Source organism: Rhodococcus sp. PSi06 (assembly GCF_054960675.1).
In genome coordinates, this window is the sequence record NZ_JBHNYO010000013.1 from 57209 (window position 1) to 76397 (window position 19189).

Sequence of the window (19189 nt, forward strand, 5' to 3'; positions counted from 1 at the left end):
CGCGTTGAGCGACATCGACACACCAGCTGATCTGTACTACACGCCCGAGCACGAGTGGGTGCAGCGCACTGGCCCGGCGGCAGTGCGCATCGGCATCACCGATTACGCACAGGCTCAGCTGGGGGACGTGGTGTTCGTTCAGCTTCCGGCGGTCGGCGACACGGTCACCGCGGGTGAGTCCCTCGGAGAGGTCGAGTCGACCAAGAGCGTGTCCGACGTCTTCAGCCCGCTGACCGCGAAAGTGATTGGCGTGAACCAGGATTTGGACGGCGAACCGGAGAAGGTCAACTCGGGACCGTACACCGGGGGATGGCTGATCGACCTCGAGGTTTCGTCGCCCGAGGAATTGGATGCGGCGCTGGCGCAGATGCTCGATGCAGCCGGATATGCTCTCATCACGGCCGAGTGATCGGCCGGCTGTCGACACCGGCCAACCGGCCACACTGTCCCTACTGCGCAGGGTACGGTCGACACCGAGCGAATACCCTGTCGGGGCCGAAGGTCCAGCAAGCTGTACAGACGTAAGAAGAACCAGGCGCAACGCAACACCAGATGTGAAGACCACGTACTGCGTTACCCACGGCGTTTTCTGCCCGGGTGAACGGACTGAGAAGGAGTAACGGTGAGCCAGAACGACAACGACAGCAACTACGGGGAGTCGCCGGCAGAGACCACCTCGGTCTTCCGTGCAGATTTCCTCCAGGAGCTGGATAACTCCGCGGCCGCCCAGAGCACCGAAGCTCCGGTCTCGGGTGTCGAGGGGCTGCCTGTCGGAGCCGCTCTGCTCGTCGTCAAGCGTGGCCCCAACGCCGGATCACGTTTCCTGCTCGATCAGCCGACCACTTCCGCCGGACGGCATCCGGACAGCGACATCTTTCTGGACGACGTCACCGTGAGCCGTCGCCATGCCGAGTTTCGTCAGGACGAGGACGACTTCCAGGTCGTCGACGTCGGCAGCCTCAACGGCACCTACGTCAACCGTGAGCCGGTCGATTCCGCCGTACTGGCGAACGGCGACGAGGTGCAGATCGGCAAGTTCCGGTTGGTGTTCCTGACCGGACCTCGCGGCGGCAACGGATCTCAGGTCGGCGACGCGTCTGCGGGTGCAGGAAGCCAGTGACCGCCGTCGGGCAGCAGTCCAACGGGGGGATGTCGATTGGCTCCGTCCTCGATCGACTCCGGCCCGACTTCCCCGATGTGACAATCTCGAAGATCAGATTCCTCGAAGCCGAGGGTCTGATCTCGCCGGAGCGAACGCCGTCGGGTTACCGGCGTTTCTCGATCGCGGACTGCGAGCGGCTGCGATTCGTCCTGACCGCTCAGCGTGATCAGTACTTACCGCTCAAGGTGATCAAGGAACAACTCGAAGCCATCGATCACGGCGTGGCCACCGTCGAGCGTGCCGATGCATCGGTCACTCGGCCTCGGTCGCTGAAGGTCGCCCCCGGCGAGGTATCGCCGGAGGAGTTCCTACCGGACCGGGAGGTGCGGATCAGCAAGGCCGACTTGCTGGCGCAGGCCGGAATCGACGATGCGTTCCTGACCGAGCTGTTGCGCAGCGGGTTGATCACTCCAGGGCAGGCCGGCTTCTACGACGACGGTGCCGTCACGCTTGCCCGCACGGCCCACACGATGTTGCAATTCGGTCTCGAAGTGCGCCACCTACGCGCCTTCAAGCTTGCAGCGGACCGTGAAGCCGGTTTGGTTGCACAGATTGCCGGGCCGGTGGCCAAGGGCCGCGACGCCGGTGCGCGTGATCGTGCGGAGGAAATGATCCGGGAGCTGGCAGCGTTGTCGTTGACACTGCACACCTGTCTCGTCAAAGCGGCGGTGCGTGGCGCGCTCGATCGGTGACGCTCGCTCGTGCCTGCTCGAATTCCAATAGACTCGGCTGCGACGAGCTGAACGAACGAAGTGCAGCCCGGATTTCTCGAGGTGAGAGGCAGACACGATGAGTGAGATGCGTGTGGTCGGTATTCGTGTCGAACAGCCGCAGAACCAGCCCGTGCTGCTGTTGCGTGAGGCCGACGGTGATCGATACCTGCCGATTTGGATCGGTCAAACAGAGGCTGCTGCAATAGCTTTGGAGCAGCAGGGTGTTCAACCTGCCCGGCCGCTCACCCACGATCTCGTCAAGAATCTGATTTCGGCTCTGGGACACGAGCTCAAGGAAGTGCGCATCGTGGACCTGCAGGAAGGCACCTTCTACGCAGATCTCGTGTTCGACAAGAACGTCCGTGTCTCCGCTCGGCCGTCGGATTCCGTGGCCATTGCGTTGCGTGCCGGGGTGCCGATCTTCGCCGAGGAACCGGTGTTGGCCGAGGCCGGGCTGATCATGCCCGACGAGCGCGAGGACGAGGTCGAGAAGTTCAAGGAATTCCTCGAATCGGTGTCGCCCGACGACTTCAAGGCCACCGACGGGTAACGGAAGAGTCTCAACCTCAACTTTAGGTTCAGGTTTACGGCGCGTTGCGTTGAATCTGCGCGATTGCCCCCATAACGTTCGTGCCAGTGAAGTTCATCGCCGCCGCTGGTCGGATTCGGTGCAGTTTCGCGCCTCTCGCAGACCTGGCGAGGCGTACTCTGGCCTGGTACACGGTATGACTTCACGCGAGTACACCGAGGCGCTCACGTGCCCCGGACGGATCGCAGTACTGACTCGATCCGAACGCAGTGAGACATCCGAGAGGGAGCAGTCAGTGGGAGATCAGCCGCAGCAGCATCACGGAAGTCGAGAGTCCGAAGCCGCAGGCCGGACCGAGGACGCGTCCGCTGCCGATGCTCGGGTCGACACCCCCGACCAGGCGTCGAGCACCCGGGTCGATTCGCCTCAGGACATTCAGCCGGGCTTGTTCCCCGACGATTCGGTGCCGGACGAGCTCGTGGGATATCGCGTGCCCAGCGCGTGCCAGATCGCCGGCATCACCTACCGCCAGCTCGACTACTGGGCCCGCACAGGTTTGGTGGTTCCATCCATTCGCGGCGCAGCAGGTTCGGGCAGTCAGCGGCTGTACTCCTTCAAGGACATGCTGGTTCTCAAGATAGTCAAGCGCCTGCTCGACACCGGTATCTCGTTGCAGAACATCCGCGTCGCGGTCGATCACCTGCGCCAGCGCGGTGTGGGAGACCTTGCCAACATCACCCTGTTCTCCGACGGCACGACCGTGTACGAGTGCACGTCCGCCGAAGAGGTCGTCGACCTGCTACAGGGCGGTCAGGGCGTGTTCGGCATCGCCGTGAACGGCGCGATGCGTGAGCTCACCGGCACCATCGCCGACTTCCCGGCCGAACGAGCAGACGGCGGCGAAAGCCAGCCGAGCCCCGAGGACGAGCTGGCCTCGCGCCGCAAGAATCGCGCGAGCCGCAAGACCGGCTAGACTTTCATCGTCGCGCCCGTGCGGGAGAGTTCCGAGGCATCCAGTCTCGGACGCCGAAGGAGCAATACCTCCCCGTCAATCTCTCAGGCACACGGACCGTGTGGGCTTCGACAACTCTGGAAAGTGGTGGGAGCACCCACCCGCCCAAGGGGAAAGGTACCGGCGCACGTCACCCGAGCGCGCTGTGTTCGACCGAATCTCTCAGGCGCCCGCGTCAGCGAGCACACGACAGAGGGGGAGGAGCGGCCGGCGCGTATGCCTCGGTCGTCCGACGCCTCGTCTTTCCGGCACCTGGGAGTACATCGTGACCGTCCGAATCGTCTCGCCCGCACGCACGTTCGTCGATAGGCACATCGGGCCCGACGCCACCGAGCTGGATCGCATCCTCCACACGATCGGCGTCGACAACCTCGACGAGCTGGCCCGCAAAGCCGTGCCGTCGTCGATTCTCGATACCGTGGTCGACGGCGTACCAGAGGGATTGGCGACGCTTCCGCCGGCTCTGAGCGAGCACGAGGCACTGGCTGCGTTGGCGGAACTCGCCGGACAGAACACTGTTGCGACGTCGATGATCGGTCTGGGCTACTACGACACACTCACTCCACCGGTGCTGACCCGAGGGATCTTGGAGAACCCGGCCTGGTACACCGCGTACACGCCGTATCAGCCCGAAATCAGTCAGGGTCGACTCGAAGCGCTGCTGAACTTCCAGACCATGGTCGCCGACCTCACCGGCATGGATATGGCAAACGCGTCGATGCTCGACGAGTCCACTGCGGCAGCAGAATCCATGACGCTGATGCGTCGCGCCAACCGCAGCTCGAAGTCTCCTCGCCTCGTCGTGGATTCCGATATTTTTCCCCAGACGAAAGCCGTCCTTGCCACGCGCGCAGAACCGCTCGGTATCGAGTTGGTGTACGCCGATCTTTCCGACGGCCTGCCCGGGGGCGACTTCTTCGGAGTGTTGGCGCAGCTGCCGGGAGCGTCCGGCCGCCTGGTCGACCACGCCGCCACCATCGAGGCCGCACACGAGCGTGGTGCGCTGGTAGCAGTCGGAGTCGATCTGTTGGCCGCCACTGTGGTGACTCCGCCCGGTGAAATCGGCGCGGACGTCTGCTTCGGTACCACCCAAAGGTTCGGAGTTCCGATGGGATACGGCGGGCCACATGCCGGGTACCTCGCGGTCCGCTCCGGTCATTCCCGTCAGCTCCCCGGACGCCTCGTCGGCGTGTCTCTCGACGCCGACGGCCACCGGGCATATCGATTGGCGTTGCAAACCCGTGAGCAGCACATTCGGCGCGAGAAGGCGACGTCGAACATCTGTACCGCTCAGGTGCTGCTGGCCATCGTCGCGGCGATGTACGCCAGCTACCACGGTGCAGACGGTTTGCGCGCCATGGCAACTCGGGTCAACTCGCACGCTCGATCGCTGGCGGCAGGCCTGCGAGAAGCAGGTATCGAGGTGGTGCACGCCGACTTCTTCGATACCGTCCTCGCGGCAGTTCCAGGTCGGGCGCAGGCCGTCACCGACGACGCCAAGCAGCGCGGGATCAATGTGCGTCTGGTCGACGCCGATCACGTGGCAGTGGCGTGCGACGAGGCGACGACATCCGACATCATCACGGGCGTGCTCACGGCGTTCGGTGCCGAGCCCGCCGGTTCGGGTGCCGAGTCGTTGCCGGTAATCATGGCTCGCACGTCCGAGTACCTCACGCACCCGGCATTCACTCGATACCGCACCGAGACGGCAATGCTCCGTTACCTACGCGCGTTGTCCGACAAGGACATTGCCCTCGACCGCAGCATGATCCCGCTGGGATCGTGCACGATGAAATTGAACGCTACCGCGGAGATGGAGTCGATCACCTGGCCGCAGTTCGCTCGGCAGCATCCCTTCGCTCCGGCGTCGGACGTGCCCGGCCTGCTGCGCGTGATCGAGGACCTCGAACGGTGGCTCGTGGACATCACCGGCTACGACGCGGTGAGTCTGCAGCCGAACGCGGGTAGTCAGGGCGAGTATGCGGGTCTGCTGGCCATTCGCCGGTACCACCTCGCCAACGGTGACGCCGAGCGCGTGGTGTGTCTGATCCCGTCGAGCGCACACGGCACCAACGCGGCATCGGCCGTGATGGTGGGTATGCGTGTCGTGGTGGTGGCCTGCCGGCCCAACGGTGACGTCGATGTCGACGACCTCAGGTCGAAGATCTCCGAGCACGCCGACACCCTCGCAGCGATCATGATCACGTATCCCTCCACCCACGGTGTCTACGAACACGAGATCTCCGAGATCTGTGCGGCGGTACACGACGCCGGCGGTCAGGTGTACGTCGACGGTGCCAACCTCAATGCCCTTGTCGGACTGGCGCGCCCCGGGCGATTCGGCGGCGATGTCAGCCACCTGAACCTGCACAAGACCTTCTGCATCCCGCACGGCGGCGGCGGTCCCGGCGTCGGGCCCATCGGTGTTCGGTCACACCTACAGCCGCACTTGCCGGGACACCCGATGGCGCCTGCGCTCGGAGGGGGACCGACAGTGTCCGGTGCCCCGTACGGTAGCGCCTCGATCCTGACCATCACCTGGGCCTACATCGCCATGATGGGCGCGACGGGCCTTCGGCAGGCGACGTTGACGGCGATCGCGTCGGCCAACTACATCGCGCGCCGCCTCGACGAATACTTCCCGGTGCTCTACACCGGCGACAACGGCATGGTTGCCCACGAGTGCATTCTCGATCTTCGTGGTCTGACCAAGGACACCGGCGTCACCGTCGACGACGTCGCGAAACGGTTGGCGGACTACGGGTTCCATGCACCCACCATGAGTTTTCCGGTGCCGGGAACTCTGATGGTCGAACCAACGGAGAGCGAGAACCTCGAAGAGATCGACGCGTTCTGCGACGCCATGATCGCGATCAGGGGCGAGATCGATCGAGTCGGATCCGGGGAGTGGACCGTGGACGACAACCCACTTCGGGGCGCACCCCACACCGCCCAATGCCTGGTTGCCGACTGGGATCATCCGTACTCGCGCGAGCTGGCAGTATTCCCGGCCGGGCACGACCGTCCCAAGGTATGGCCGGCGGTACGGCGCATCGACGGTGCCCACGGCGACCGCAACCTGGTGTGCTCGTGCCCACCGATCGAGGCGTTCGCCTGACCCGCTGTTCGCCTGATCGGGAAGGGGGTCAGCCCCGCGTGAGCTCGAGCATCGCGATCTCGGGCGGGGCGGCCACCCGCACCGGCGGACCCCACGCGCCGGCACCGCGAGTGGTGTAGAGCGTGGTGGTACCGATGGTGTCCAACCCCTCGACACTCGGTTGCTGCAGCGGAACCAGATAGCGGATCGGCCAGATCTGACCGCCGTGTGTGTGCCCCGACACCTGCATGTCCACCCCCAGCTCCGATGCCTCCACGGCTTGCTTGGGCTGATGAGCCATCAGCAGCACGAAGCGTTCGGGATCGATCCCGTCGAGCGCGGCACCGAGGTTCGGCTCGTACGGTGCCGGGGCGGTGGCGTCGTTGATGCCTGCGATGTCGATGGCAGCGCCGCCACGGGTGATCGTGGTGCGCTCGTTACGTAGGACGTCGATGCCGAGCGTCGACCAGAAGTCGAGCCACTCTCCGCCGTCGCCCGCATAGAACTCGTGGTTACCGCTGACGGCGAAGACTCCGAGCGGGGCTTCGAGGTCGCGCAGCGGTTCGAGGTCTTCTCCGACCAGAGCAACCGTCCCGTCGATCAGATCGCCGTCGAGAAGCACAACATCCGGTTTCTGTGCGTTGACCGAATCGACGACCTTACGCACGAATCCCGCACCGCGAGACGGGCCCGCGTGGATATCCGAAACCAATGCCACTTTCAATCCGTCGAATTCGGCAGGTAGCCCGCCCAGCGAAACGACTGTGTTCGTCACCCGTGGTGTCGCTGCCTCGACGAGTCCGTACCCCACTGCGACGACGCTGACGAGGGCAACGATCGCCGAGCCGACGCGCGAGATGCGCAGACGAACAGCAGTCGAATCTCGGTGCGACAGCGCGAATATCACGCGCACAACGGTGGTCGTCAGAGCAACGACAACAGTGCCGAGGAACAGATACAGCACCACGGCGAGCCAGGTGAGGCCCACGAACGCCGGACCGCGAGCCCAGGACGGATCGAGGACGACGCCGCTGCCGAACCCGATCACCGCGCACAACCACAGCAAGAGCAGTGCCACATCTGCGGGCCGCTTCAGACGAGTCGGTGCCCTGGTGACCGACAGGAACCGCCAATGCAGGAAGAGTGTAAGAAGAAGTAGGAAGACGCCGACAAAGAGTACGCGAGACATGTTCTAGTACAGCAACTTTCCGAGTAGAGCGATGAGGTCGGGTGAATCCGATGTCGACACTGCCTCCACAGTGCCGCCGGTCCGGGCTGCGATGTCCGCGTAGGCGGAAGCGTCGGGGGCGGAAGCGTCGGGGATGGCCCCGATCCGCACGACGTCGACCGCTACCGGCCGCGTCGGATCCGCGGCGGAGGCCAGGTCGGTGAGTAGCTCTTCTTCGGACATGGAGGAGTCGTCCGATCCGTCGGTGATCAGCACGACGGAATTGACGCGGCCGGGAACGTACCCGGCCACGGCGTCGCGATACGCAGCCAGCACGGATGCGTACGTGAACGACCCGGATGCCGGTGACGCAGCTGCGAAGGAGTCGAGCGCGTCTCGTCTCGGTGTGTTGCCGACCGAGGCCGTCATCGGTCCGGTCGGGACGTTCACTCGAAACGGAAGCGAATTGTCGAGGTTCTCGCTGAAACTCCACAGACCCAGTTCGGTCGAGTCGGGTACACGCTCGAATTGTGTGTCCAATGCGCGAACGGTGTTCTGCAATCTCGTCGCCCCGCCTTCGGTGGTGCCCATCGACTCGGATACGTCGAGCAGAACAGTGGCGCGCCGAGGCAGGATGGGGTTGCGCAGCACCGCGAGCAACGCGTCGGCGACCGGTCCCGAAGGTGGGGCCACGACCCCCGCGTCATCGGCCTCGTCCACGTCGAATCCGGCGTCTCGCAGTGTCTGCGCGCCGTCCGCCTGGCGCACGAACTCGACGAACGTCGCAGCGGCTCGGGTGGAGGTCTCGTCACCGGTGAGGACTACGGCCGGATGATCGGCGACGGGGGTGGGCCCCTGCGGTCGAACTCCGGTCAACGTCGACGAATCGGTCGACGCCAGTTGCTGTTCGGTGACCGGAACGGCATGGACAGCGGCGTCCGGTCCTGCTGCGTTCTCGAGACTCGAGAGTGCGTCGTACGTGGTGGACGTGGACAGCGCGGCGGCTCCGGTGTCGGTGACGGCCAACTCCGACATCGCGGAGACCAGCTCTCTCGACGACGTCTGCTCGATGGTGAGCGGGGTGGCCGAGTCGCCCCGCACGCCCGCCGCGACCGCAGCCACAGCGAGGGTGGTGGAGCCGGTGTCGGATCCCGTCGGCAATCCGAGACGGAGCCCGCCCCAGTCACCCAAACCGAGGGCCTGCGGGTTGCGTTGCAGCTCGACCAGATCGGCCCACGTCGAGCCCGCGGCGTCGAGTGCCTCGGCAACCGGGGCCGGTGCGGCGAGAACGATCGGACTGGATGCGATCGGACGCGGGGTGCCGTCGATGGTGCCGCGGTCGCTGACGGCCTCGACATCGGCCGAGGACTGAGGTACCCAGAGACCCGGCCGGCCACCGAGTGCGCCGTCGTCCCACTCGGCGATCCCGGAGTTCAAGGCCGACCGCACCGCATCCGATGCAATGGCTCGAACCTGCACCGACACACAGTGATCCCTGATCACCGGACCGGTGTCGTCGAACCGCGTGGCGAGCTGTTCGATCGCGGCGGAGATGTCGGGATCGGCCGCCACGGTGAGCACCGCCGGCCCCTCCACGCAGGTGCTCGCCGCCTCGACCCCCTGATCGGAAATTCGATCACGCAGCGCAAACCACCCGAACACGGCCGCCGTCAGGACCGCGATCGTCAGTACGACGATCACGGGCCCAGCGGCTATGGAACGTGCGCGCCCAGAGTTTCGATGTTCACCCACGTGGTCGACAAGTCCGTCAGGCGTTGACGGCCTTGTACTCCCGTCGGCGGCGATGGAGGATCGGCTCCGTGTAACCGTTGGGCTGGCTCGTGCCCTGGAAGATCAGATCGCTCGCGGCCTGGAATGCGATGTTGGTATCGAAATCGGGTGCCAAGGGCTTGTACGTCGGATCGGACGCGTTCTGGCGGTCCACCACCGGTGCCATCCGCTTCAGCGACTCGCGCACCTGCTCCTCGGTGACGATCCCGTGCCGCAACCAGTTCGCGATGAACTGGCTCGAAATACGCAGCGTCGCACGGTCTTCCATGAGCGCGATGTCATTGATGTCGGGCACCTTGGAGCATCCGACACCATGGTCGATCCAGCGCACGACGTAACCGAGAATCGACTGCGAGTTGTTGTCGAGTTCGTTCTGCTTCTCCTCGTCGGTCCAGTCCGTGGACGGCGCGAGTGGGATCTCGAGAATCTCGTCGACGGTGGCGCGCTTGGCTTTCGCGATCTCGTGCTGCCGGGCGAACACGTCGACCTTGTGATAGTGCAAGGCGTGCAGGGTCGCTGCGGTGGGGGAGGGAACCCACGCGGTGTTCGCTCCGGCCTTGGGGTGACCGATCTTCTGCTCGAGCATGTCGTGCATCAGATCGGGCATCGCCCACATGCCCTTACCGATCTGCGCCTTGCCCTCGAGACCGGCGGCCAGGCCGGTGTCGACATTGAAGTCCTCGTAAGCGGCGATCCACTTCTCACCCTTCATCGCGCCCTTACGCACGACGGGCCCTGCCTCCATCGAGGTGTGAATCTCGTCGCCGGTGCGGTCGAGGAAGCCGGTGTTGATGAAGACGACCCGCTCGGACGCAGCCTGGATGCAGGCCTTGAGGTTGACCGTCGTGCGGCGCTCCTCGTCCATGATGCCGACCTTGAGCGTGTTGGTGGGCAGGCCGAGAACCTGCTCGACACGACCGAACAGTTCGGCGGTGAAGGCGACCTCGTCCGGTCCGTGCATCTTGGGCTTGACGATGTAGAGCGAGCCCGTGCGCGAATTGGACAGAACGTTGTCCGGAGTGAGGGAGTGCAGTCCGGCGAGCGAGGTGAACAGCGCATCGAGGATGCCCTCGGGGACCTCGTTGCCCTCGGGATCGAGAATCGCGTCGGACGTCATCAAGTGGCCGACGTTGCGCACGAACAGCAGGGAGCGGCCGTGCAACGTCAGCTCGGAGCCGTCGACCGACGTGTACGTGCGGTCCTGGTTCAGCGCGCGTGTGAAGGTCTTGCCGCCCTTGGAGACCTCCTCGGTGAGATCACCCTTCATCAGGCCCAACCAGTTGCGGTAGCCCAGAACCTTGTCGTCGGCATCGACTGCGGCGACGGAATCCTCGAAGTCCATGATGGTGGTGACCGCCGACTCCAGGAGCACGTCCTTGACGCCTGCTCCGTCGGTCTTGCCGATCGGGCTTTCGGGATCGATCTGGATCTCGAAGTGCAAACCGTTGTGCACGAACAGGATCGCTGTCGGTGCGTCGGGTGTGCCCTGATAACCCAGAAGCTGTGCCGGCTCCTTCAGACCCACTGTGCTGCCGTCGGCCAACGTCACCGTCAAGGACGCAGCGTCGACGACGTATCCGGTGGTGCCCACATGCGAGCCGGTGCTCAGCGGCAGTGCCTCGTCCAGGAAGTCACGCGCGAATGCGATGACCTTGTCGCCGCGGACCTTGTTGTAGCTGGTGCCCTTCTCGGCTCCGTCGGTCTCCGGAATGGCGTCCGTTCCGTAGAGGGCGTCGTACAGCGAGCCCCATCGTGCGTTGGACGCGTTGATCGCGAAGCGCGCATTGAGAACAGGAACCACGAGCTGCGGACCGGCCGTGGTGGTGATCTCGGTGTCCACACCGGACGTGGTGATCTGGAAGTCGGCAGGCTCGTCGAGCAGGTACCCGATCTCTTTCAGGAACGACTTGTATGCAGCGCGGTCGTAGTCGGCACCGGCATGTTCACCGTGCCACGCGTCGACCTTGCCCTGAATCTCGTCGCGCACGGCCAGCAGCGCTTTGTTCTTCGGAGCGAGATCGGCGATCACGGACGCGGCACCGGCCCAGAAGGTCTCCGAATCTACGTCGGTACCCGGCAGCGCCTCCTTCTCGACGAAATCGAATAGGACCTTGGCGACCTGAAGTCCACCAGCCTGCACACGATCGGTCATGAATTCCTCACTCTTTCCGGTCACGGACACCGGTGACGGTGTCCCCACGACAACGCTGTCGATGTTACTCGGCGGTAGGTCCGACGCCGAACCCGCTGCCGATGAGCAGATTCTGGCATCGAGTGATCAACGTAGCGCGTAGAGGTGCCGCTTTGGTCGACAGTTCACCCTGGGCGCGGACGTACTCCGCCCGTCCAGCTGCAGTCTCGATCGGGATGGGATCGAGATCGTACTCGGCCAAGTCGTATGGACTGGCGCGCATGTCGATCGTCCGAGCCTCCAATGCCAACTCGAAGCAGTCGGTCACGAACTCGGAGTCGATCAACGGACCCAATTTGTAACACCACTTGTACAAGTCCATCGACGCGTGAATGCATCCGGGCTGCTCCGACCCCAGGCGAGACTCCGGCGACAACGCGAGCGCGTTGCGCGGCACCGCATCCTCGGTGAAGAAGCGGTATGCGTCGTAGTGGGTGCAGCGCAGCGTCATCGAGTCCACCACGGCGTCGGTTCCTTCGTGACCGAGTCGAAGCGGTACCTGGTTGTGCCGCACTGCCGAGTCGCCACCTCGGTAGACCATCGCCCACTCGTGCAGCCCGAAGCAGCCGAGCAGGGGTGCCCGCTCGGAGGTGGCGGTCAGCAGACCGAGGATGAATTCGATACTCGAGCGGCGGCGCTCGACAAGATCGGACTGCACCCGGTAGCCGACACCCTCGGCGGTCTGCACCTGTTCGTACGTTGCGAACTCGGCGTAGTCACGTGCGCGGTCGCCGATCAAGACGATGCCGTGACCCGGATTCCATCGCCGAAGTTGACCGGGACGGTGGCTGTAGTACGTGAACAGGAAATCGAGTACAGGATGGGTGTTGCCGTGGCCTCGGTCGGTCAGATAGTCACCGACGAGCCCCTCGACCCGCGCCGTGTGTGCGGCGCGTCGGGTGGTCCATTCCGCTTCGGTCAGCGCCGACATCTAGCTGTTCCGCGGCGGCACGCGCGATGCGCTCGACGCGGATTGACCCGGCCGAGGACCGGTCACCCGGTGCGTGCCGTCTCGAACGGTGCCGACGAACTCCTCGACGAGGTCTTCGAGAGCAACGATCCCGACCGTCGCTCCCGTCGCGTCGTGCACGGCTCCGAGATGGCTACTGGCACGTCGCAACTTGGTGAGGGCGTCGTCGAGCACCGTGTCGATCGACACCACGGGCAGCGCCCGAACGTCGCTTCGGGGGATGACCGTGTCCGGTCCGGCCGACTCGTCGGCCATATCGTCGAGGACGTCCTTCAAATGCAGGTAACCCACCAGCGCGCCCGCTGCGTCGCGCACCGGGTAACGCGAGAAGCCGGTCTCGATGACGGCACGTTCGACGGAGCCCAAGGTGGGTCCGAGAGTGTGATCGGGCCCCGACAACTCGATGCTGCGAACCTGGTGGGACGGGATCAACACCTCGCCGACCGTACGACCCGACGTCTCGAGTGCCTGCCGCAGTCTGCGGTGTTCCTCGGCGTCGATCAGTCCCTCGGATCGCGATTCGCCGATCATCTGTGACAACTCCACGGCCGAGACCGAGGAACTGAGCTCGTCCTTGGGCTCGATTCGCAGCATCCGAAGCGTCAGGTTGGCGCACAGGTTGTAGAACGAGATGAGCGGCAACGCAACCTTGATGAACACCAGATGGATCGGCACCAGAATCATGGCGGTGCTCTCGGGACCCGCGATCGCGATGTTCTTGGGAACCATTTCGCCGATCAGGATGTGCAGTACGACCACGAGCGTCAACGCGATTGCGAAGGCGATCGGGTGCAGGAACGACTCGGGTATTCCGACTGCGTCGAGGGGAACCTCGATCAGGTGAGCTACCGCGGGCTCGGCCACCCGGCCCAGAAGAATCGAGCAGATCGTAATGCCGAGTTGGGCCGCGGCGAGCATCTGCGACAGATTCTGACCGGCCTCGATGACGCTCTGAGCGCGCTTCTTGCCCTGCGCGAGCAGCGCTTCGAGTCGATCGCGCCGAGCGGAGATCAGTGCGAACTCGGCTCCGACGAAGAATGCGTTGCCCGCCAGCAGGAGAACGGCGAGACCGACTCCGAAGAGGTCACCCATCGATCTCTCCCTCCGATCTCATTCGAGCCACTGTTTCGGCGTCCACAGGCAGCAGTAACACCCGGTCGATCCGGCGGCCGTCCATACGCATCACCCGTGCTACCCAGCCGCCGTCGCCATCGAGAGGATCTTCGCTCGACGGTGGCGGCAGGAGGACTGCGTCTCCCTCACTCGGAATCCGGGCCAGCTCGGACAGCACCAAACCGCCGATGGTCTCGTACTCACCCTCGGGTGCGTAATAGCCTGTAGCCGAGGCGATTTCGTCGATACGCAGCAGTCCGGCGCAGTCCCATCCCTCGCCGGAGCGCGACACATCGAGTTCCGGCTCGTCGTGTTCGTCACGCACGTCACCGACGATCTCCTCGATGAGGTCCTCCATCGTGACCATGCCCGCGGTACCGCCGTACTCGTCCACGACGAGCGCCACCTGCATGCCGTCGGCACGTACCCGTTCCATCACCGCGTCACCGTCGAGGCTCGACGGTACGACGGGAACATCGCGGGCCAGAGACTCGACCGTCGTCGAACGCCGGAGCGCCCCGGTCACGGTGAACGCGTGCTTGATGTGGACGACGCCGACGGTGTCGTCCAGATCGCCGTCGACCACCGGGAACCGCGAGAAGCCGGTACGGGCAGCGGTTGCGATGAGGTCGGCGACGGTCGCATCGGTCGCGAGAGTCTCGATCTTCACTCGCGGAGTCATCAACTCCTCGGCCGTACGATCGCCGAACTGCAACGACCGATCCACCAGTCGAGCCGTGTTCTCGTCGATCGATCCCTGCTGTGCCGACGTACGCACGAGCGAACCCAGTTCCTGTGGCGAACGCGCCGATCTCAGTTCCTCGGCCGGTTCGATTCCGAGCCGACGAACGAGCCAGTTGGCCGAGCCGTTGAGGCCGTTGATCGCCCATTTGAAGATCAACGAGAATCCGGCCATTGCGCCCGCGGTGACACGGGCCGTCGACATCGGTTTCGCGATCGCAATGTTCTTGGGGACCAGCTCACCGAAAATCATCGAGAACGAGGTGGCGAGGATCAGCGCCACGGCCAAGGAGATGCCCGACGCGAGCGTTTCGGACGCGCCCAATGCATCGGCCACCGGGCGGATGAAGCCTGCCAACACCGGTTCGGCGAGATAGCCGGTGATCAGAGTGGTGATGGTGATACCCAGCTGCGCGCCGGACAATTGGAACGACAGCGTCTTGTGAGCATGCAGAACCTGGCGCGAGCGCATGTCGCCGTTCGCGGCCTGCGACTCGACCGCACTGCGTTCGAGGGCCGTGAGGGAGAATTCGGCCGCGACGAAGAGCGCCGTACCGGCTGTCAGTGCCACGAAACCGAGCAGGCTGACGATCGTGAGGACAGTGGCCACACTCAGCCCCGCCCGAACTGAGGACGGCGAGGCCGGGGCCGCCGAAGCTGGGACAGAAGCATCGCGCCACCGGAGTGCGCGCCGTCGCCGAATGTGTTGTCGCCGGGTTTCTCTCCCGGCTCGATAGAGGAGCCCTCCGAAGTGGAACTCTCGTCGTGCTGATCTTCGGTTGCCGAACCGGCAACCGAGACAGTGGGTGCCTCGGGCACCTGTTTCCCTTCTGTCTGGTTCGCGCCGCGGCACCTCCGTGCGAGGTACCGACGACTCGCCCGCGCATTCGACGAAACGAATGCTGTATTGCCGAGCGAGTGGCGAGCGCGAACTTCTGTGTTTGCTGTAGGTGAGTCTAACCGTGCTTGTTCGTCACCACCCGGAGGGCAGGGGCCGCCCTTCGGCGAATCCTGCAGCGGACTGGACACCGAGAACCGCTCGCTGTGCCAACTCCGGCAGAGTGCGGGCCCCTGCGTAGGTGCAGGTGCTGCGAACACCGGCGCAGATGTGATCGATCAGATCTTCGACGCCGGGGCGATCGGGATCCAGACGCATCCGCGAACTGGAAATGCCTTCTTCGAACAGCGCTTTGCGTGCCCGATCGAACGCGCCGTCCGTGGCGGTGCGGGCGGCCACTGCTCGCTTGGACGCCATGCCGAAGCTTTCCTTGTAGCGATTGCCCGATGCGTCCACTCGTAGGTCACCCGGAGACTCGTAGGTTCCGGCGAACCACGAGCCGATCATGACGTTCGCCGCTCCTGCGGCCAGGGCGAGCGCGACGTCTCGGGGGTGCCGCACTCCGCCGTCGGCCCACACCGATGCGCCGAGTTCTGAGGCCGCAGCCGAACAGTCGGCTACCGCCGAGAACTGGGGACGCCCGACGCCGGTCATCATCCGCGTCGTACACATCGCACCCGGTCCGACCCCGACCTTGACGATGTCCGCGCCGGCCTCCACCAGGTCGCGTGTGCCCTGCGCGGACACGACGTTTCCGGCAGCGAGGGGCACTCCGAGATCGAGTGCGCGGACTGCGGACAGAGCTTCGAGCATCTTCTGCTGATGCCCGTGAGCGGTGTCCATCACCAGAACGTCGGCTCCGGCCTCGACGAGTGCCGTTGCCTTCTCGGCCACGTTGCCGTTGATGCCGACAGCAGCGGCGATCCGCAGGCGACCCGACGCGTCCACGGCGGGGGCATAGATTCCCGTTCGAACCGCGCCGGTCCTCGTCACCACACCCGCCAGCGAGCCGTCGTCCTCCACGACGACAGCAAGGTGCGCATGTGCTGCCTCGATCTGCTCGAACACTTCCTTGGGGGACGCGTTGCGGGGAACGCGAACGAAGTCGGCGGACGCCACAGAACTGAGCCGAGCGAACCGGTCGACATCGGTGCACGCGCTTTCAGTGACGACACCGATGGGCTTGCCGTGTTCGACGATGACGACCGATCCATGAGCTCGCTTGTGTACCAGCGCCAGCGCGTCGGACACCGATGCGTTGGGCCCGAGCACGACCGGTGTGTCGGCAATCAGGTCACGGCTCTTGACGAATGCGACGGTGTCGGCGACGGCCTCGGTCGGCAAGTCCTGGGGGATGACGGCGATGGCTCCCCGGCGCGCGACGGTCTCGGCCATTCGCCGACCCGACACTGCCGTCATGTTCGACACCACGATAGGAATGGTCGTTCCCGAGCCGTCCACCGTGCTCAGGTCGACATCGAAGCGCGAGGTGACGTCGGTTCGGTTGGGGACGAGGAAGACATCGTCGTAGGTGAGATCGTAGGGCGGCTGATGACCATCGAGAAACTGCACGTTGATCGAGACTACCGGTCGGACGAAGGTTCTGTGTTCTACGCCCGGGTCCTACGCCGTCGAATCGGCGGTGTTCGCTGCCTGAGTGCGCGAGAGGAAGACGGTCGTGGCGATCATGACGGCGACCGCGACCACGATGATCGCCAGGGCTGCACCCTCGGTTCTGATTCGCTCGTCCAAGACCGTCACTCCGATGAACGCTGCCCCGAGGGGTTCGCAGATCGTCACTGCGGGCATCGATGCAGACAGTGGCCCCACCTGGAACGCGCGCTGTTGCAGATAGAAACCGAGAACGCCGGACCCGATCAGGGTGTAGGTCTGCCACGCCGTCAGTGCTGCCAATGGATCGGCGTCGACGAGATCGGTCACGAACTTGGTGAGAGCTGCAGCCAGGCCGAACAACAGACCTCCGGCAGCTCCGAACAGCAGGGCCCGTAGGCCGGGGGAGGCCAGCACCAGACCACCCACTGCTGCGCTGCCGATCACCACAGCGGCGACGGCCAGCGGCACGATCCACGCGGCGAGAGGAGCGTCGGTTGTGCCTTCGCTCGGGTCACCGACCACGATGAAGACCGCGAGCGCTGCGGCGAGGAGAACAGCGAGTGGCCAGGTCGATCGAGGCAGGGAGCGGCGCGCGAATTTTGCCGACATGGGTAGTGCGAACAGCAGAGCGGTGACGAGCAGCGGCTGCACGACGAGGACCGACCCGACCCACAGGGCCGCAATCTGTACTGCGTAGCCGCCCCCGTCTCCGACCACGCCCATCCACCATCTCGGACTGCGAACGAGGGCCGACACCAGCGATGTTCCCTCCGGAACGGATGCAGCGGCGCTCTGCTGCGCGACTGCCGCGCACGCGAACAAGAATGCCGACAGTAAAGCGAGTGCAACCGACAACCAGGGCGAGGTCACCCGCGTCGTCCTCGGCCCGAGCCCCGATTACCTCCGGCTCGGCCCCGTCGTTCTCCCCGCGGGGCGCCTGACCCCCGCCGTGTCCCTCGCTCCGGCTGATCGCCGCGAGCGGTTGTCGAGGTGCCGACCGGAGTCGCCAGTGGCCTGCCGACGGGGGTGCGAGCACCGGTCATGCGGCGCCACGAGACGTAGTCCGCTTCGGTATCGACGACGGTGGGCGAAATCCCCGCCTGGTCCGCCATGGCTCGTACTTGCGCCATCTGATCGCGGGTGGCCAGGGTCACGACGATTCCGCTGGCCCCGGCACGGGCAGTTCGGCCTGCGCGGTGCACGTAGTCCTTGGAGTCCATCGGCGGATCGACATGCACCACCAGAGTGACGTCGTCGACGTGAACACCGCGAGCCGCGACGTCGGTTGCGATCAGTGCCGCCGCGCTTCCGTCCGCGAAGGCAGCCAAGGAGCGAGTGCGGTGCGCCTGAGTCTTGTTGCCGTGCAACGACATCACGGGTACGCCCAGTTCGTGACACTCCTCGGTGAGTCGATCGACTGCGTGGGTGGTACGCACGAACAGCAATGTCCGGCCGTCCCTGTTGGCGAGTGCGGCAGCCACGGCGGTCTTTCGCGCGGCGTCGACTTCGAATACGTAGTGCGCGATGTCGGGCTCGCTCACCGATTCGGCAGTGGAGTGCTCCGCCGGATCGGTCATGAACCTTTCGACGAGGCGGTCGGTGTCCTGGTCGAGGGTTGCCGAGAACAGCAACCGCTGACCGTCGGGCGGCGTCGCGGCCAGAAGCGTTTCGATCTGAGGCAGAAATCCCATGTCCACCATCCGGTCCGCTTCGTCGATCACGGTCATCTCGACGCAATCGAGGGCGATCGAACGCCGCTCGAGCAGATCGATGAGACGACCGGGGGTGGCGACCACGATGTCGACTCCGCGCTGAATTTCGCGAACATTTCGTTCGAGGGGGACACCACCCACGACACCGATCGTGCGCAAGCCGAACGTGGCACCGTGTAGGTCGAGAACGTCGTGGATCTGTAGTGCCAGTTCTCGAGTCGGCGCGAGCACGAGCCCGCGCGGCGCCGTCGGCCTGCTTCGACGACCTGCCAGACGTACGAGTAGTGGAAGTCCGAACGCAAGGGTCTTTCCCGATCCTGTCGGCGCGCGCCCGAGTACGTCGCGGCCGGCAAGTGCGTCGGGGACAGCCGCGATTTGAATCGGAAAGGGCTGAGATACACCCGCATTCGTCAGGGAGTGCACGAGAACTACCGGGAGTCCGAGGTCTGCGAAGGATGAAGCGGGTGGAGTGGAGCCTGCGGAACGACCCTTCGGTAATTGACCCGGCATAGCTGTGACCTTACCGCCGCGCCGAGTG

The 19189-nt window shown here is 64.9% G+C and carries 15 protein-coding genes and 1 riboswitch; of the genes, 6 read left to right on the forward strand and 9 right to left on the reverse strand.

Features of this window, described 5'->3' with window-relative positions; genetic code table 11:
• Positions 1-4 precede the first annotated feature (4 nt).
• The 6 genes from gcvH (at position 5) to gcvP (ending at position 6534) form a co-directional block, all read left to right on the forward strand.
• Entirely contained in the window at positions 5-409 is a 405-nt protein-coding gene (gene gcvH, locus ACFI9K_RS17580) for a glycine cleavage system protein GcvH (protein WP_222094701.1), read from the forward strand.
• Positions 410-622: 213 nt separating this feature from the next.
• Entirely contained in the window at positions 623-1120 is a 498-nt protein-coding gene (gene odhI / locus ACFI9K_RS17585; RefSeq protein WP_032377955.1) for an oxoglutarate dehydrogenase inhibitor Odhl, read from the forward strand.
• Positions 1117-1854: a transcriptional regulator FtsR gene (gene ftsR / locus ACFI9K_RS17590; RefSeq protein ID WP_462664689.1), complete on the forward strand. Its 738-nt coding sequence runs from the start codon at positions 1117-1119 to the stop codon at positions 1852-1854. The genes odhI and ftsR overlap by 4 nt, the downstream gene beginning before the upstream one ends.
• 97 nt (positions 1855-1951) lie before the next feature.
• Positions 1952-2425 (forward strand): bifunctional nuclease family protein, encoded by a 474-nt coding sequence (locus ACFI9K_RS17595; RefSeq protein WP_462664690.1) that lies wholly within the window; start codon positions 1952-1954, stop codon positions 2423-2425.
• A 412-nt stretch (positions 2426-2837) separates the two neighbouring features.
• Positions 2838-3377 (forward strand): MerR family transcriptional regulator, encoded by a 540-nt coding sequence (locus tag ACFI9K_RS17600; RefSeq protein ID WP_157226114.1) that lies wholly within the window; start codon positions 2838-2840, stop codon positions 3375-3377.
• Between the two features lie 11 nt (positions 3378-3388).
• Positions 3389-3486: riboswitch (glycine riboswitch) on the forward strand.
• Positions 3487-3681: 195 nt separating this feature from the next.
• The gene (gene gcvP, locus ACFI9K_RS17605; RefSeq protein WP_462664691.1) at positions 3682-6534 is read left to right on the forward strand and encodes an aminomethyl-transferring glycine dehydrogenase; all 2853 of its coding nucleotides are present in this window, start codon (positions 3682-3684) and stop codon (positions 6532-6534) included.
• A gap of 28 nt (positions 6535-6562) precedes the next feature.
• On the opposite strand, the gene ACFI9K_RS17610 is transcribed toward gcvP, so the two are convergent.
• The 9 genes from ACFI9K_RS17610 to ACFI9K_RS17650 all read right to left on the reverse strand — a co-directional run bounded on the left by ACFI9K_RS17610 (position 6563) and on the right by ACFI9K_RS17650 (position 19074).
• Positions 6563-7702 carry a metallophosphoesterase gene (locus ACFI9K_RS17610; RefSeq protein ID WP_462664692.1) on the reverse strand — a complete coding sequence of 380 codons (1140 nt, stop codon included), beginning with the start codon at positions 7700-7702 and terminating at the stop codon, positions 6563-6565.
• A 3-nt stretch (positions 7703-7705) separates the two neighbouring features.
• Positions 7706-9382: a substrate-binding domain-containing protein gene (locus tag ACFI9K_RS17615; RefSeq protein ID WP_462664693.1), complete on the reverse strand. Its 1677-nt coding sequence runs from the start codon at positions 9380-9382 to the stop codon at positions 7706-7708.
• 67 nt (positions 9383-9449) lie between these two features.
• On the reverse strand, positions 9450-11624 hold the full coding sequence (locus ACFI9K_RS17620) for a malate synthase G (RefSeq protein ID WP_222094708.1): 2175 nt from the start codon (positions 11622-11624) through the stop codon (positions 9450-9452).
• A 64-nt stretch (positions 11625-11688) separates the two neighbouring features.
• A complete protein-coding gene (locus ACFI9K_RS17625) occupies positions 11689-12594 on the reverse strand; it encodes a 3-methyladenine DNA glycosylase (RefSeq protein WP_462664694.1) in 906 nt (301 codons plus the stop codon).
• Entirely contained in the window at positions 12595-13725 is a 1131-nt protein-coding gene (locus ACFI9K_RS17630) for a hemolysin family protein (RefSeq protein ID WP_222094710.1), read from the reverse strand.
• Positions 13718-15097, reverse strand: a complete 1380-nt coding sequence (locus ACFI9K_RS17635; protein WP_462664695.1) for a hemolysin family protein — start codon at positions 15095-15097, stop codon at positions 13718-13720. The genes ACFI9K_RS17630 and ACFI9K_RS17635 overlap by 8 nt, the downstream gene beginning before the upstream one ends.
• A 363-nt stretch (positions 15098-15460) precedes the next feature.
• On the reverse strand, positions 15461-16897 hold the full coding sequence (gene guaB1, locus ACFI9K_RS17640; RefSeq protein ID WP_462664696.1) for a GMP reductase: 1437 nt from the start codon (positions 16895-16897) through the stop codon (positions 15461-15463).
• A 51-nt stretch (positions 16898-16948) separates the two neighbouring features.
• Positions 16949-17809 carry a DMT family transporter gene (locus tag ACFI9K_RS17645; protein ID WP_462664697.1) on the reverse strand — a complete coding sequence of 287 codons (861 nt, stop codon included), beginning with the start codon at positions 17807-17809 and terminating at the stop codon, positions 16949-16951.
• On the reverse strand, positions 17806-19074 hold the full coding sequence (locus ACFI9K_RS17650) for a DEAD/DEAH box helicase (protein ID WP_462664698.1): 1269 nt from the start codon (positions 19072-19074) through the stop codon (positions 17806-17808). The genes ACFI9K_RS17645 and ACFI9K_RS17650 overlap by 4 nt, the downstream gene beginning before the upstream one ends.
• Positions 19075-19189 lie beyond the last annotated feature (115 nt).